The sequence below is a fragment of the Collinsella aerofaciens genome, from assembly GCF_002736145.1.
GTDB classification, from domain to species: Bacteria; Actinomycetota; Coriobacteriia; order Coriobacteriales; family Coriobacteriaceae; genus Collinsella; species Collinsella aerofaciens_A.
Window position 1 is genome coordinate 1,627,041 of the sequence record NZ_CP024160.1, and the last position, 16,249, is coordinate 1,643,289.

Genomic DNA, 16,249 nt, shown 5'->3' on the forward strand with positions numbered 1-16,249 from the left:
GCGCTACTCCTTATCAAACGAAACATCGGCGACGGGAAGCTCGATCGTAAAGACCGAGCCGTGCGGGTCCGCCGCGGCAACCTCTATGCTACCGCCATGTGCCAGCGCAATGGAGCGGCAAAGCGAAAGCCCCAGGCCCACGCTGCGGTGGCTGTCGGCCAGGCCATGGTTGGCGGTGTAGAACGACTCAAAGATGCGCTCACGGTCCTCGGGCGCAATGCCCGGCCCGTCATCGGCCACCGAGCACGCCACGTGCCCATCGTCGACGCCAATCGAAATCACGATATGCGAGCCTGCGGGCGTATAGGTGATGGCGTTGTTCACCAGGTTTACCACCAGCTGCACCATCAGACGCGCGTCGACGTTGACGAGCGCCGGCTCATCGCACGCCACCACCTTAAGGTCGTGCTCGCGCACGGCCGGATTTACATGGCGCAGCGCCTCCTCGACGATATCGTCCATAAGCTCGAGCGTTGTCGACAGATGCATGCCGCCGCCCTCGAGCTTGGTGATGGCAAGCAGGTTCTCGACGGTGGCGTTGAGCCACAGCGCATCCGAGCGAATGGATAGCAGCAGGCCGCGGCGCGTCTGGGCATCGAGCACCGCGGTGCCGGTCGAGCCCTGGTCGAGCAGCACGTCGGCATTGCCCGAAATACTGGTAAGCGGCGTGCGCAGATCGTGCGAGATCGAGCGCAGCAGGTTGGCGCGCAGCTGCTCGTTTTTGGCGAGCACCGCCGCCTCCTCGCGGGCCTCCATGGCGCGGGCGCGATCGAGTGCCAGCTCGCCTTCGCTCACGATGGCATCGGCAAGTGCCCGCTCCTCATGCGTCAGCACGTCGGGCTCGGCAACGATAGCCAGCACGCCCACCACCGAGGCGGGGTCGCCCGAGCGCACGAAGCCGTCGCCCGCGCGAACCGTCAGGTAGATGCCATAAAACGCCGAGCCGCCATAGGTGGCATCGAGCGGCGTTCCCACATAGGCGGACGCCGAGAGCCGCGGCGGCATCTGCGGCGCCAGCTCGTGCACCGGCACGGCATCGCCCACGGCCGTGTATGTCGCACGCGGCAGCAGGTCATCGCCCTCGGCGTCGGCGCCGTACCACACGACCGGACGGCCCGAAAGACGCGCCAGCTGCGTGGCCATAGCGTGAACGATCTGCTGCTGATCGGCGCAGCGCTGCAACATGCGGTTGGTCTCGAGCACCATATGCGTGCGGCGGTCGCTGGCGGCAGCCTGTGCCAAGGCGCGGCGCAGGGCCAACGCAATCGAGCTCGACACAAGCGAGACCACGAACATGATGAAGAACATGCCGGGATAGACGCGGTCGATAAGCGACAGCGAGTAGCGCGGGTCGACAAACAAGAAGTTGTAGAGCGCCACGGCGGCAGCCGAGCTCAGCAAGCAATACAGGCGACTCCAGGTAAAGAATGCGCACAGCTGAACGGCGAACACATAGACGATCATGATGCTCGGCGCGAGACCCGGATGGTCGAGCAGCGCGCCCACAATCGTCGCCGCGACCAGCAGCCCCACCGATACGCAGGCGTCATACAGAGGAGTGCGGCGCGTCAGCGTTGTACGCCGCCACCAAAAGCTATCGGCAATATCGCCGTCCGTACGGACGTCCATCAGCGCCCCGCCCCTCTCTCAAAAACAAAAACCACCACAAAGGGGACAGTGAACTGCGCCCCGAAACTTGGACTGAATAAATAGCGACTACGCCGCAAGGGCCCGGTCCCGGAACTCCTCCGGCGTCAGGCCCTTCAATCTTACCTGCCTGCGCCGCGTGTTCCAATGGACTATGTACTCCTCCAGGTCGCGCTTGAAGTCCTCGAAGCTGCCCCACTCCCTGCCGCGGTAGAACTCGTCCTTCACGTGGCCGAAGAGCTGCTCGGTGGCGGCGTTGTCGACGCAGTTCCCCTTGCGCGACATGCTCTGGGTGATGCCCGCCCCCTCCAGCCTGGAGGTGTAGGACTCGTGCTGGTACTGCCAGCCCATGTCCGAGTGCATGGTCGGTGCCGCCCCGTCGGGCAGGGCCTCGAGGAGCCGGTCGAGCATCCTGTGCTGCTGGGCGAGGTCCGGCGAGGTCGATATGTCGCTCGCCACGATCTCCTTCGTGCAGAAGTCGAGCACCGGGGCCCAGTAGGCCTTGGCGCCGGCGACCTTGAACTCGGTGACGTCGGTGCCGAGCTTCTGCCACGGCCCCTCGGCGCCGAAGTCCCTCGCGATGACGTTCTCGAACGTGCTCCCCACGAGCCCCCTGTAGGAGCTGTACCGGCGGCGGGAGCCCCGGCGGCGTATCCCGCACCGGATGCCCATCTCGCGCATCATCTTGAGCACGGTCTTGTCGGCCACGACCGCGCCCAGCTCGGCGCGCAGGCACATGGCTATCTGCCGGTGCCCGCAGCCGTTGGCGGTGCGCGAGAATATCTCGGCCGCGGCGTCGCGCAGCTCGGGCCTGGTCGGCCTCCGCGGGTGCGCCAGCGCGTAGTAGTAGGTCGACCTCCTGAGCCCCGAGCACTCCAGCAGGTGGCGCAGGGAGTGCCCCTCCGCCCTCAGCGCCCCCACCGCCTCGGCCGCCGCCCTGGTCAGAGCCCGTCCCGCTCGACCAGGGCGCGCAATTTTTTTAGGTAGGCGACCTCGGCCTCGAGCCTGCGGCAGCGCTCCTCGAGCTCCTGCTCGCGGGTGCGGGCCCGGGGTTTCGACCTCGACCCCCTCGGCCTGCCCTTCGGTCCGGGCCGCAGCGCCTCGGCGCCGCCCTCGCGGTAGAGCCTGCACCAGCGCTCCAGCGGGGACTTCGACCTGATCCCGAACTCGGCCATGGCGTCGGTCTTCGCCATCCCGCCGTCGACCACGGCCGATGCCGCGGCGACCCTCTGCTCGAATGTGTACCTGGATTGTTTCCCGCCCATGGACAGCAGCGCCTCGCTTCCGAACGCCCGGTATACCCACTGCCATTCTCTCACGGTCTCGCGGGGGACGGACAGGGCCTCGGCCGCCGGTTTGCAGCCGACGCCGGCGTCGAAGAGCTCGACGGCCCGCCTCCTGGACTCCAGGTCGTGCTTCACCCTGAGGTCTATACTCATGGAAAACCTCCCATTTCCCGATGTCCAAGAAATGGGAGGCAGTTCACAGGCACCTTTGTGGTGGTTTTCCCTCGTGGTGGTTCTAAGTGTAAAGCCTTCTACGACCGGCAGCCGCTAGACAAACAGCACGTGCGCGAGCAGGGCACACACGCACACCGCTCCAAATACCAGTGCCACGATCGAAATTACGCGATCAGCCATGTCCATGTTGGCACGATTCGTAAAGAACCGATCTTCGGCGGCGTCGGCGCGTGCCTCACGCACCATCTCGGCAACCACCTCGCGGCCATCAAGCATCTTTGCATCCATGTTTGCCTCCCCGGCCCCAATCTTGTCCATCGAAAACCAACTCCATGCAACCCGTCGGCGCCTACGGGCGCTCGTTGGGAGCCAGGCGCTGCATCTTGCTCACAGCCTTAAACTTGGTGAACAGCGGCACATACTCAAAGCTCACGTTGGAGTTCTCCAGGCCGTACCAGCGCGCAGGCGTGCCGGCGGCGCGGCGGATGATGTACTTGAGCGTGATGGCCGTACGCTCGCTCGGCTCCACGTCGCTTTCGGGTGCCAGAAGCTTACGGATCATGACGAACTTGAACGTGCCGATGTTGCCCGGATCCTTGTAGACCGAGTAGTCATGCGTCTGCGCCGGCAGCTCGCCGGTGGCAGCCAGGTCCTGAACGACCTGACGCAGGTAGGCATTGACGCGCTGGTTGATCTTGTAGCCCAGGTACAGATGCACGCGGAACACGTAGTCGGTGCCGAACGTCTCGACCGAATAGGCAAAGGTATGCGGCTCGTCCATGGTCTCGACATTCACGAACCACCAGGCGCGAGCGCGCTTGGGATGCTTGTCCAAGATCGAGTAGACGATATCACGGTCGATGTAGTCGGTATGGGTGTCCTTGGTCAGGTACACGATGTTGTCGCTCAGGCGCTCGTAGCGATCGTCATCGCGCAGCCGCTTGAGCTGCGGCAGGTAGCTGCGCAGCGGCAGCAGCGTAAACTGGCGCTGCTCGACCGCCGTGCCGTTGTACCAGCACACCATAATGCCCATGATGAGTGCAGCCATGAGGATGGTGAAGTAGCCGCCGTGGAAGAACTTGGTGAGCGAGCTCACGAAGAAGAAGCCTTCGAGCAAAAGGAAGAAGGCCGCGAAGATCCACGGAGCAACCTTGAGCTTGCGCTCCTCGTGCAGGTAGAAGAAGAGCAGCAGCGTGGTGCACATCATAGTCAGCGTAATGGCAAGGCCGTAGGCGGCTTCCATATGCGCCGAGTTCTGGAACAGCAGCACCACGATAACGCAGCCGACAAGCATGACGTTGTTGACCATGGGAATGTAGAGCTGGCCTTTGGTCTCGGCAGGGTAGAAGACCTGCATGTGCGGCATGAGGTCCAGACGGCTGGCCTCGGACACCAGCGAAAACGCGCCGGTAATGAGCGCCTGCGAGGCAATGATGGCCGCGATGGTTGAAAGGCCGACAGCAAACGGGCGCAGGCCCGGGGCGAGCATCTGGTAGAACGGGTTAAGGTCGGCAATGCCCATGAGCTCGGGGTTGGCAGCGTTGTTGATAAGCCAAGCGCCCTGGCCCATATAGGAAAGCAGCAGGCAGCACTTAACGAACGGCCAGGTAGCGTAGATGTTGCCGCGGCCGACGTGGCCCATGTCGGAGTAGAGCGCCTCGGCACCGGTGGTGGCGAGGAAGCAGCTGCCCAGAATCATGATGCCCGCATGGTTGTTGGGGCTCAGCAAAAAGGCGATGCCGCGCACCGGGTTGAGGCACAGCAGCACGGCGGGGTGCTGGAAAACAAAATACAGACCCGTGCCGCCCAGGAACAGGAACCACAGCGTCATGATGGGACCAAAGGCATGACCGATCTTGGCCGTGCCGATGCGCTGAACCAAGAAGAGCACGATGATAATGGCGAGCGTAATGGCGACGACGCGGCCCTGGTCATCGCCCAGCACGGTATGGACCGCCGGGATGGTGCGCAGGCCCTCGATGGCTGTGGTAACGGTAACGGCCGGCGTCAGGATGCCGTCGGCGAGCAGCGCGGCGCCACCCAGCATGGCGGGGATGATAAGCCACTTGCCGCAGCGCTTGACCAGGCTGTACAGGGCAAAGATGCCGCCCTCACCATGGTTATCGGCACGCAGCGAGATCAGCACGTACTTGATGGTCGTCAGCAGCGTGACCGTCCACACGACAAGGGAGAGCGCGCCAAGCACGAACTCCTCCGTGACGCTTCCGATGCCGCCGTTGCCGGCAACGAGCGCCTTGGTTACATACATAGGGCTGGTGCCGATATCGCCGTACACCACGCCCAGCGTGACGAGCATCGCAGAGATGCTCACAGGAATCGCAGCGTGCGAGGCTGCCTCCTTGGCCTTTTGTTCCATAAGCCGGTTTCCTCCCAACTTTAATGTTCGAAGGGATTATAGGTAATCGGCCCATGTTTGAATGCACTGTTTTCCCAGCTAGATAAAGATTTATACAGTCTTTAGACCACCGCGACGATATGGAATGCGGCAAAGGGACTGTCCCTTTGCCGCATCCGTCATTTTCCGAGCCAGTTTTTGAACCACCACTCCATGGAACGGCTCATCTCGGCCATAAAGGGGCTCGTGTGCTTGCGGGTGTAGATATCCACCACGCGCTCGCCCACCTCGCGGGCATGTGGACGGAACATCGCGTCCATCTCGGCCACCTGCGCGTCCATGGTCGCGGCATCGGCCCGGCGATAGCGCTCCTCGTGCACCAGGTTCACCACGGGATGAGCAATCGCCGGGCGCTCTTTGCGAGGCGTGCCGATGATGAGCATCGATAGCGGCATGGTATAGGGCGGCAGATCGAGCAGCTCGGCAACTTCCTCGGCATTCTCGACGATATCACCGATGTAGCAGCTCCCCAGCCCCAAGGCCTCGGCGGCAACCACGGCGTTTTGCGCGGCGATCACGGCATCCTGCGCCGCGATGGCAAAGTCGCCCAAACCCGGCGCGCGGCGGGGCGCCTTGCCCGTGCGCTCGGCAAACTCGGGCTCAAAGCAACCCACGTGCTCAAACAGATCGATCCATTTGGCATAGTCGACCACAAATATTAGTGCCCAGGGCGCCTTGGCGATCATGGGCTGGTGGTCGCACAGGTCGGCAAGACGATTCAGCGTAGCCTGCTCGCGAATGCTCACGATGGAATACATCATCATGGCGCCTGCCGACGGCGCGCGACTCGCCGCATGCAGAATCGCCGCCCGCTGCTCGTCGGTCACCGCTGCGGGACGGTCGTCGTCATCACGCGCGAAGGCACGCGTAGACGAGCGATGCTCCAAAATGTCCAGCACCGCGTTGCCCGTAGTCTCGACCGGATAGCCGCACGTATCGACCGCCGCTCCGTCGCCGCCCATGTCCGCCTTGCAAACCTGCTCGCTCATCGCCCTACCCTCGCCATTTCTTTAAGAAGCCTTTACGTTTCCGTGTAATTCCCGTCCATTATCGCGCAGGTCGCCGCTACATTGCGCAACACCGCCACGCACGCGCGTTATTATGGCTGGTTGTTGTGCGCAGTCACCAAATGCAGCGCATATCTTGGTAACAATCGGGTAAACCCCCGCTTTCGTAGGTTTTAGTTTGTGAGGAGTCTCAGCATGTTCGCTGCCGCCATCTCGCTCGTCGGTCTTGCGGCGACCGTCTACCTTGTCTTGCGCGAGGCCAAGGCCATTCGCGCACAGTCGGGCACCGTCACCAAGGGCGCCTTCGCCTGGAGCGTCGCCTTTGGCCTGTTCCAGCTCTTTTTGACCGTCTGGGGCGCCGTGGGCCTCGTCGCCCAAAACGAGCCGCTCGCCTTCGTGATGCTCATCCTGACCAATGCCATCCTTACTGGATGCGCCTGGGCCAGCATCGCCCGCGACCGCATCGCCCCGCGCGTCTTTGCGTTCGCCGGGTCCGATGCCCCCGTCCCCACCGGCAAGCTCGCCCGCCTGCGCGGAGCCTTTGTGGGCAAACCGCTCGTCGCCGCCGTCCTGTGCCTGCTGCTCGCCGGCGTCTTTGCGCTGCTGGGCATGGAGGTCTCGTCCAACCACGACTTTACCTGGGTCTACCCCCTGTGCATCCTGCTCGAGTGGGCCATTATCACCGTGCTCATGATCGGCTTGTTCTTCCTATTCCAGCGCCACGGCGCAGCTCCCGCGGTCCTGGCCTTTGCCCTCTTTGTCCTGGGCATTGCCGAGTTCTTTGTCATCACGTTTAAATCCATGCCCATCCAGCCGGGCGACCTTTCGGCCATCTCCACCGCCGCCGCAGTCGCCGGCACCGGCTACACCTTCTCGATCTCGCTGTTCTGCGTGCTATCCATGGGCTTTACCGCCATCGCCATGCTGCTGTGCGAGTACGCCGACCTGGTCGCGCCGCACCGTCAGAAGGGCGCCGCCAACGCCAAGCGCATGCTGCTCACCAACCTGCTCGTAGCGGTGCTGTGCCTGGGCGGCGTGACCGCGCACGTCACGCTTATCGACTACTACAACACCCTCGGCATCACCGTCTACACCTGGCGTCCGCTCGAGAGCTACTGGCGCGAGGGCTACCTGCCTGCCTTTATTAGCGCGGCACAGTCCATCAAGCCGCCCAAACCCGCCGACTACTCCGTCGACGACGCCAAGGCCACGCTCAAAAAGTACGCCAAGGCCTACGACAAGTCCGACGCCGCCAAGAGCGACGAGCGCGCCGCCGCAAAGGAGCAGTTCGACAGCGAGAAGCCCACGGTCATCGCCATCATGAACGAGACGTTCTCGGATCTGTCGATCTACCAGAACATGCGCGCCGGCTACGAGGGTCCGCAGTACTTTAAGAGCCTGTCCAACTGCCTCAGCCGCGGCAAGCTCTATGTGAGCGCCTACGGCGGCGGTACCGCCAATACCGAGTTTGAGTTTATGACCGGCAACTCCATGGCCAACCTGGGCTCGGGCGTGTACCCCTACACCATCTACAACATGGAAACGACTGGGAACCTGGCAGAGCAGTTCAAGTCGCTCGGATATTCCACCACGGCCATGCACCCCAACCACGCGACCAACTGGAACCGCGAGAACGTCTACAAGGACTTTGGCTTTGACCAGTTCCTGTCCATCAACGATTTCCAGGGCGCCGATACCCTGCGCGGCATGGTGACCGACCAGGCTACCTACGACAAGATTCTTGAGCTGCTCGACCAGAACGCCGATCCGCAGTTTATCTTCGACGTGACCATGCAGAACCACTCGGGCTACGACACGGGCCTGTTGCCGGTCGACAAGCAGATGCACCTGAACATCGACACGACCGACCTGGACGCCAAGACCGTCGAGGACGGCACGCTCTCCGATGTCGACGAGTATGTCTCGTGCATCGAGCAGTCCGATCAGGCGCTTCGCTACTTCCTCAACGCCCTGAGCAAGCTCGACCGTAAGGTGGTCGTGGTGTTCTGGGGCGACCACCAGCCGTTCTTCCCGTCCAAGTTCAACGACAAGTGGTTTACCGGCGAGGACGACGCCACCCACCAGGAGCGCTTGTGGCAGACCGACTACATCATTTGGGCTAACTACGACGTTGCCGGTTGTGACCAGACGAGCGAGGTCGACGACCTGTCCACCAACTACCTGTCCACCCAGCTGATGCAGCTGATCGGCGCACCGCTGACCGACTACCAGAAAGCGCACATGACGCTGCGCGAGTCACTGCCCGCCATCAACTCCGTGGGCTACGAGGACGCCAGCCTGCGCTGGGCGCTCTCCTCCAACGTCACCGGTGACGACGCCGCTGCCGCAGCCGCCACCAAGGCGCGCGAGGATTACGCCAAGATGCAGTACTACGAGATGTTCCGTGACGGCAAGAACGTGTACACCGAGCACTTCCAGACCGAGGCCAACGAGACCGACCCCAACCTGGCACCGGGCACGACCAAGATCAAGTAGCGGGTCTATCGACCTGGTTCGTCCGCCCGGGCGGCGCGGAACGTAAGGTTCCCTGCTCGGACAGTCCTGCTCGCACGGAGAGCACATTAAGTGCTCTCCGGCTCGTGCGGAACTCGCGATGAACCTTACGTTCCGCGCCGCCGAGCAGACGCCTCGGTGTTGAGGCGCGGCTTGTCATGAGAGCATCCGCAACATATGTAAGTTGAAGGCCACATTAAGTGGCCTTCTTTGTATTCGGAAAGCCCATCCCGCTCTGAATACATCCGGGCATGGAATATCCGCTTATTAGGCCTTCCATCAATAAAGGGGCGCCCTCCCGGACGGCGGGCACGAAGTTTATCGCGAGTTCCGCACGCAAAGAAGGCCACTTGATGTGGCCTTCGTCTTGCGCAGGACTGTAGAGCAGGGAACTTCGTGCCCGCCGTCCGGGAGGGCATTGCATTTAGAAAATGGACCTAGCGCTTATCCCTCCGGGACAAAAGCAGCGCAGCCATGAAAGCGATAATCGCTAGCGTTAGCAGCGTCAAAAGCAGAGCGAGCGAGTTGTCGCCCGTCGCAGCCAGGCCAAACAGGCCGGGCTTTTTGGAGCCAGCGGGCTGCACAGGAATTGTTTTGCCATCGTCCTCGGCGGTAATCTCCCAGCGAATTGCCTTGTTTGCGTCGGCAAGTTCGTTGCCCACCGACGTCGGGACACTTAGTTGCAAATTGAGCACCGTGCTGCCATCGCTCGTAAACGTTGCGACCTGCGTGGGGTAAGCAAACACACTGCCCGGCGTTCCCGTCTGGAGCCAGCCTGCAGACGCATCGCCCGCCGACGCCGTTAAGGTAATGGGCGACAGCAAGTGTGCCGTCTCGTGATCGACAACGGCCCGCACAAACACGCGTACCTGGGACTTTACGCCCGTGGCACGAACCTCAATCTGCTGCTCACGCACATCGCCGGGCATTAGATCTTTAAAGGCGGGAAACAGATCGGGGTCCCCCGAGGAGCCCGTCGCCCCCGAGACCGTCAGCTGACGCGCATTTCCGTCATAGGCAATCGCGGGAGTATCGGCAAACGCACGGGCGGGAACAGCGAGCGCGACCACGCAGAAAATGGCCGCGACCATGCAACGCAAGGAGCGCGCAACACCTTTGCGAATTGGGAACGCCATACTTACGCACCTCCATGCGGCGGCACCAGCACGCCATCATTGACCGTGCAGTCCCATGCATCGTGCACGGCCTCATCGGGCGTCGCCTGGACCGCCTGAGTGGAGATATCAACGACAAGATTGCGACCTTCGGTTGCCTTGAGCTCGGTAACTCTATTAATGAGCACGCCGGTTTCACCGCCGGGAGCAACGGGCGACGTCCAGTAATAGAACCCGTCGCTCGCCTTAACCCAGTTATCAGCCGAGTTCGCGTCCGAGGCATCAGCCACGCTCCACGCAATCTCGTAATCCGCCTCCTCCTTCGGCTCCTCCCACAGGCGGGCACCGTTTCCATCCTGCCAGTAGATATCCACTGCAGCACGAATATAGGCGGGCGCAGTACCCGTGTTCTGTGCCTTGACATCGCTTTTCACATTGCCGTTGAGCGTTTCCTGAACCGATGGCGTCACCGATCCGATGCCGAACTGGTTGACCAGCACGCCCGTAACCGAAAGCCAGGCCAGCGTGCCTGCCGTACCGGCCAGGAGGATAACCCCCACCAGCAAGGCGATGATGCGCTTGCGCTTGGACATGCTAATCCTCCTTCTTTGCTACGTTGTCGTTGCTCCAAACGTTATGGGCACGATCGCTGCCATCGATCCATTTGTCGTTCACACGCGTGTTCGTGCAGGTGAACGTGGCATCGTTCGCGCTCGATGCAGCGGAGATAGTCGCCTGCGCCTTATCGCCCGGCTGCTTGCCAGGGACGCCGATTTGGCTGCTGTAGCGCCATGCCCACGCTGAGTCCTCCTCGACGGTGTAGATACCCGCCGGGACCGCAAGCTCGATAGCGCCGGAGTACCAGGCGGAACCGTCCTTCAGCTGCGCATCCGATGACACCGTTACCTCAACCGTGCGCTCATCCAAGGCGTTGCCGTCCATGTCGGCCCGGGAAACCTTGAAGCGGAACGTCTTGCCCTTCGCCCAGCTATCCTGGGTTTGCTTGACGATCTTGAGCGTATGCGTAGCGGCGAAATCGAACACCGCATTGCCATCGCCCTGAGTGCCGTCGCCCGTGAGCTTGTAGTCCAAACGGTTCGTCAGCTCAAACGAGCCCTCGCCCGAACCCGAGCTGTAAAGCGATACATACTTCCCGTTGACAGGCGTAGGAGTCTGGCCAGAAAGACCATAGCCCACACGGTCAACGTGCACCGTCAGTTGCGTGCCCATGAAGGGCTTTGCAAAGCAAGCCTTGAACGGCGCCTTATCGCTCTTGTCATCTACCGTGTTCGCGGCATTGGGATCAAGCAGCCACTTGAGCTGCCCGGTCACATTCTTAGGGCTCGCAGCTTCCGACGTGTCGTTAGCGACGACCTTATACGTCACCGGATACAAATCCATGTCGGCCTTAACCGGTTTACCCTTGAAGTCGCTCCACGCCACTGCTTCGTCGCCATTAACCCACTGCCACTCCAAGAACAACTCCTTCAAGCTGCTATCCGCTCGCTCGCCCAGGAATGAGACGATTGCGGAGTAGGCTTCGGGATCGTAGGCCACTTCCTTTGGCTCCATGACGGGTTCACCCTTGTTGTCATAGACCGGGTTGCCGCTCTCATCCATCTTGGGCACTTCGACCGTCTGAACAAAGCCGGCATTACCATCCTGGCCACGCAGATCCCCCGTATCGTTCGGGTCTACCGTAGCGGTGTAGATGACCTTGCCATCGGTGTCGTGATAGCGCACTTTAAGCGGCGTCTTCTTGTACACCGCAGTGTAGGTCACGCTCTCAAAGGGCTCGCTGCCCTCGAGGGGATACTTCTCATCGTCAGTCATCAGGGTGTACTGCCCGTCATTGACATAATCGCGCGACCAGCCGACAAAGTCGTACTTGGTGCCGTCAGTGCCCTCAACCTCCTCGGCGGCCTTGACCTCAAGAGAAATCTGGTCGTCGGAATCAGTGCGGCCGAGGCTACGGACAAGATCGGGATTCGCAAGTTTAGAGTCGATGTTCGATTGAACGGTAACCAGGCTGGGACGGTAGACCGGGTACAGCTCCATGGGGGCCTTGACCACGGTAGAAGCACTCACCATACGGATGCCCTCCGACCAAGCGACATAGCCCTTGTCAGGTGCCGGCTGGGCTTCCGTCCAGCCCACGAAGACGTTGATCTTACCCGTATCCCCATCGATAGTGCGGACGTCATAAGTAGGCTTCGGGATGCCGCCATCAAGGTTGCCGAGCATATCGCCTTGCTGAGCAACTTTGCCGTCCACATCCGTGGCATTGAGGTGGTACACAACCGCCAACGGCGAATAGTACGCCACGAATGTATAGGCTCCGCCAGGTTCCACCGGATAAGAGCAAGTACCATGCTCCACATCGTAGGGAAGCGTCTTGATCTCGCCGTTCGGAAGCTCGATCTCAACCTTCTGCAACTTATACAGCTCACCGCCTGCTTTATAAACCATCGTTGTAATGTCAGGGGTCACCGTTGCCGTAGCAGGATCGGTGTCCGCGTTGATAACGGGAGCGATGTTGTAGCTAGGCACATTGACCTTGTCCGTGCCCTTAAAACCTGCGCGATACAGGTTGGTGGTGTACCTAACATCGTACTTCGCGTACACCGGATAGGCATCCTGGTACTGGGTGACCTTGAAATCTGGTTTCACCAGATACGGTTCGGCCTTATCCGGGTCGGACGTAGTGAAGGAGTCGCCATTCACGTCATAAATATAATTCCAGACCGCAGAGTCCTTCCGAACCTCAGCCGTAGAGATCCAGCCCAGGAACTTATGACCCGGCACCGCCATCTCGGTATCGGTCGGAGAGGCTTCGAGCGTCAGATTGGGATTGACGTCACCATCCTTTCCGTCGTAGGGCTTTGTATTAACCGTCCTATCCTTATAGAGATGCGGATAGCAATACAGGAACGTCGGATCACCTTCCGCCGTTTTCTGCTGAAGCAAGTTGCTTTTATAGCGTCGAGTAGCAGCCTGCTTGACGTTGCCACTCTTGTCATAGAAGTTGACGTCCGTGGTCACCATAGCACGGACATAATATTGCTCCGTCGTTTCAACAAAACTCGAAAAAGGATTCTTTATATAAGTCCAGGAACCGTCGTCGGGTCTTTCGAGCGTCCAAAAACTGAAGTGGTATCTATCATGCGCGGGGGTAAATTGAACTTTAATACTTGAGGCTTTCCACTCATCACTCAGTTTACCGGCTCCTGGAAAATCAGTGTCGGCAATCATATCCTTGAGAGTGTTTGCGCCAGTGTCATTACGCACATTATGCGAGTAGGCGTTAATAGGCGCAACGATTTGCGTCGCATCAGAGAGAGCGGTGGTGCACTTATCTGCTGGATTCTTATCATCGTGTAGCACATGGGCGGAGTCGTCCGCGCCAGCACCCCAATGGATAATGTTTTCACGAACATATGTCGCGCCGACGTTTTCCTCAAAGGGCGACTTGTATTTATTCCAAATCGAGCACAACTTCTTGCTGTCCGTTAGACCGCTATTTGTGAATGCCCGAACGTAATAATCCACGCGATACTCAAAGCGCGCCGTATAGGTATGTCGGACGGTCAGATCGACGTTTGCGGGAAGCGTGTAGCTGAGGTCACGGCTTACGCGGACCTCAACCGTGGACCCATCGGCGGCCTGCTTGTTTTCGTACCAGCCCAGGAAGCGATACCCATCGGGCAGCTCGTCGTCTTTGGACAGGGGCGTATCGTTCGTGTCGCACACCTGTACCGTGTAGACGCTGGCGCCGCCCCCGGCAGTCTTGACGTCGACTTTGGTTGTGCCCACGCCAACGCGCTGACGCACATCATCGAGCTCATCCTGCTCATTGCCCTCGAACACCGTTATGATGTTCGACGCGTAGTCGCTGTACACGGGATAGAAGTCGGTTGGACGGACAACAGTAATCTCGCTACCCGCAGGATAAAAAGCTCCCTGATTTTTAAGATTGGCTAACTTATCCGAGGTGATGGCAGCATAGCCACCATTCATCCCCGCCTCGCTGCTAGGCTGCGTGGTCCAGCCGATAAATTTCGCGGTAGGCTTCAACCTGCCGCGATCGTCGGGGGCAGCTGGCGTCAAACCGACGCCATAGCGGTACCAATCCGTGGACTGATCAGGTTGTGCCTTGCCGTCATTCCAATTGAGCGTCTCGCCCTTAACGTTATAGAACAGCACCTGCGCCTCGTATGAAGCGATAAAGAGGTCATTACCCTTGAAGCCCTCACTCGCGTCATGATCCTTGCCGTTGTCGGCAGTATAATAGGTCGGCGTTTTGTCGTACTCCTCGTTCTTCTGGACCTGCTTGCCAGCAGCCACAGCATCGGCATCGGTCTTGCCGTCAAACCAGCTGTTGTCTTGTCCAATTCGGTTCACACGCACATCGGGCTCGCGGAACCAGCCCATAAAGCGGTAGCCACCGTTAGCCTCGGTCAGGCCTGCGGGCTTCGCCGAGGCATCCTGCTTAAACGTTACCGACGTATCGCCCGTGGCAAGGCCCTGGGCTGTTCCCGCCAGCACGGCGCTCACGGCAAAGGTGTACGGATCGCTGGTAGATTGATCTTTTCCCAACATGGTTGCCAGAACGGTTGCCGTACCCGCGCCGGGGAAGTCGGTCGTCGTCTTCACGCTTTTGCCGTGTACGGGGATATTCAGTTTGTAGTCCATCGCCCATTCGTTTGTATGCTTGTCCCCCAAGAGCAGGTCATTGGCAGTAGAGCGTATGGTGCCGGCACAGAAGTCGTAATCATGCTGCTCCCACAGCTCACGTGTGACGTAGCGTTCGTCGTCCCAGGGACCGAATCCGGCACCGGATACCGTGCCATCACCCGCAAGGGCGTAAATCTTCTTCTTGGCTGCCGTACCCTGGCTAAACCCGGATAGGCTGACACTAGGCTTGAAGTAGCAATCAGTGATAGTCGCATCACCCGCGTTAGCGCGTGCAGCAATACCGCCCAGGTTCACGTCGTTTTGAATAATGGGGATCACGGCGATGGGGTTGTACTGGCGCGAGCTCAAATCGCCGGCGAAATGGCTGCGAGCGATTTCATTACCGCTCTTAGACAAGATGCGGCCTGCAAGACCGCCCGTCCAAGCGCGCGTTACGGAAACAACGCCCACGTAAGAAGCAGCATAGCTATAGCATTTCGCCGTTGAAAAGCAGTCAATGACTTTAGCGCCTTCTGCCATGCAGCCGACGAAGCCCGAAGCGTACACGTTGTTGCCGCCCAGGGCACCAATGGCCACATCGTATTTATTGGTAACGTCGGTCATTCCCTTCTCGGCAATCGAGCCATCCTCGTTGCGCGTAGGCGTCACACGGCAATACTCGATGGTCGAGTTCTCGACGTAGCCGGCAAACGCCGCCATATACAGGCCCTCGCCACCGATTGCCTGTACGCCCGAAGTCGTGTTGTTAACGGCGCGGCCACCACGGACCTCGCAGTTGTAGAGGGTGCAACCGTTGAGCTCGCCGGCAATCAGGCCTCCCTCAAAGCCCGCATTAGTAATCACATTGAGCATGTTGTTGGCGCACGTAACGTGCAGGGTGCTCTCCATGACCATAACGTTTTCGAAGTGGGTGTTGACGGCCTTGCCCACGATAATGCCGCCGCGGAAGTCAGCCCAAATGTTGGCATCCTTGACCAGGAAGTTCTTGATGGTGGCGCCATCGGTCTCGGCAAAAAAGCCCGTATCGCGCTCGGGATCCAAGACCTTATTCTCGTAGTTCAGGCCCTTCACGGTATGGTTTTGACCGTCAAAGACGCCCTTAAAGGGATGCTCTTTGTTGCCAAAGGAGAGGTGCTTGACCGTATCCTCAACAATGGCGTTCATATCATCATCGTTAAGAACGATATCGTTATCGAGATAGACGAGCCACTTCGACGTGTCGCGCTGTCGCGACAGCGCGACACACGCCAGGAAGTCGTTCCTGTTTGTGATATGGAATTCGGTCTGATCCTCGGCATGCGCCACCGCCGGCAGCACCATAACGCAGCAAAGGGCGATCGCCGCCACAGCGATCAGCCTACCGAGCACACCTCGGTTTCTGTTCTTGATTTCCAT

Annotated in this window: 10 protein-coding genes; 1 reads left to right on the forward strand and 9 read right to left on the reverse strand. The window is 60.1% G+C overall.

What is annotated here, in order from left to right; translation table 11 throughout:
* Positions 1-3 precede the first annotated feature (3 nt).
* From CSV91_RS07150 to CSV91_RS07175, 6 genes are all read right to left on the reverse strand, one after another.
* Positions 4-1,629, reverse strand: a complete 1,626-nt coding sequence (locus tag CSV91_RS07150) for a sensor histidine kinase (protein WP_099432343.1) — start codon at positions 1,627-1,629, stop codon at positions 4-6.
* 87 nt (positions 1,630-1,716) lie between these two features.
* The gene (locus tag CSV91_RS07155) at positions 1,717-2,568 is read right to left on the reverse strand and encodes an IS3 family transposase (protein ID WP_099431659.1); all 852 of its coding nucleotides are present in this window, start codon (positions 2,566-2,568) and stop codon (positions 1,717-1,719) included.
* A gap of 20 nt (positions 2,569-2,588) precedes the next feature.
* The gene (locus CSV91_RS07160) at positions 2,589-3,086 is read right to left on the reverse strand and encodes a helix-turn-helix domain-containing protein (protein ID WP_099431658.1); all 498 of its coding nucleotides are present in this window, start codon (positions 3,084-3,086) and stop codon (positions 2,589-2,591) included.
* A 114-nt stretch (positions 3,087-3,200) separates the two neighbouring features.
* The gene (locus tag CSV91_RS07165) at positions 3,201-3,425 is read right to left on the reverse strand and encodes a hypothetical protein (protein ID WP_157758011.1); all 225 of its coding nucleotides are present in this window, start codon (positions 3,423-3,425) and stop codon (positions 3,201-3,203) included.
* A gap of 31 nt (positions 3,426-3,456) precedes the next feature.
* A complete protein-coding gene (locus tag CSV91_RS07170) occupies positions 3,457-5,484 on the reverse strand; it encodes a KUP/HAK/KT family potassium transporter (RefSeq protein ID WP_099432345.1) in 2,028 nt (675 codons plus the stop codon).
* Positions 5,485-5,642: 158 nt separating this feature from the next.
* Complete coding sequence (locus tag CSV91_RS07175) at positions 5,643-6,512, reverse strand: nitroreductase family protein (protein ID WP_099432346.1); 870 nt, start codon at positions 6,510-6,512, stop codon at positions 5,643-5,645.
* Positions 6,513-6,725: 213 nt separating this feature from the next.
* Between CSV91_RS07175 and CSV91_RS07180 the strand changes: the two genes are divergently transcribed.
* Entirely contained in the window at positions 6,726-9,026 is a 2,301-nt protein-coding gene (locus CSV91_RS07180; protein WP_099432347.1) for an LTA synthase family protein, read from the forward strand.
* Between the two features lie 455 nt (positions 9,027-9,481).
* Here CSV91_RS07180 and CSV91_RS07185 read toward each other — a convergent pair whose 3' ends face one another.
* Genes CSV91_RS07185 through CSV91_RS07195 form a run of 3 tightly spaced genes read right to left on the reverse strand, consistent with a single transcriptional unit; the run spans position 9,482 to position 16,249 of the window.
* Entirely contained in the window at positions 9,482-10,180 is a 699-nt protein-coding gene (locus tag CSV91_RS07185) for a hypothetical protein (RefSeq protein WP_099432348.1), read from the reverse strand.
* A gap of 2 nt (positions 10,181-10,182) precedes the next feature.
* Positions 10,183-10,752 carry a hypothetical protein gene (locus CSV91_RS07190; protein ID WP_099432349.1) on the reverse strand — a complete coding sequence of 190 codons (570 nt, stop codon included), beginning with the start codon at positions 10,750-10,752 and terminating at the stop codon, positions 10,183-10,185.
* Position 10,753: 1 nt separating this feature from the next.
* On the reverse strand, positions 10,754-16,249 hold the full coding sequence (locus CSV91_RS07195; protein WP_099432350.1) for a hypothetical protein: 5,496 nt from the start codon (positions 16,247-16,249) through the stop codon (positions 10,754-10,756).

Coding starts and splice junctions, on each gene's coding strand:
- CSV91_RS07175 (WP_099432346.1), bottom strand. CDS start 6,512: ATGAGCGAGCAGGTTTGCAAGGCGGACATGGGCGGCGACGGAGCGGCG.
- CSV91_RS07170 (WP_099432345.1), bottom strand. CDS start 5,484: ATGGAACAAAAGGCCAAGGAGGCAGCCTCGCACGCTGCGATTCCTGTG.
- CSV91_RS07185 (WP_099432348.1), bottom strand. CDS start 10,180: ATGGCGTTCCCAATTCGCAAAGGTGTTGCGCGCTCCTTGCGTTGCATG.
- CSV91_RS07150 (WP_099432343.1), bottom strand. CDS start 1,629: ATGGACGTCCGTACGGACGGCGATATTGCCGATAGCTTTTGGTGGCGG.
- CSV91_RS07165 (WP_157758011.1), bottom strand. CDS start 3,425: ATGGACAAGATTGGGGCCGGGGAGGCAAACATGGATGCAAAGATGCTT.
- CSV91_RS07190 (WP_099432349.1), bottom strand. CDS start 10,752: ATGTCCAAGCGCAAGCGCATCATCGCCTTGCTGGTGGGGGTTATCCTC.
- CSV91_RS07160 (WP_099431658.1), bottom strand. CDS start 3,086: ATGAGTATAGACCTCAGGGTGAAGCACGACCTGGAGTCCAGGAGGCGG.
- CSV91_RS07195 (WP_099432350.1), bottom strand. CDS start 16,249: ATGGAAATCAAGAACAGAAACCGAGGTGTGCTCGGTAGGCTGATCGCT.
- CSV91_RS07180 (WP_099432347.1), top strand. CDS start 6,726: ATGTTCGCTGCCGCCATCTCGCTCGTCGGTCTTGCGGCGACCGTCTAC.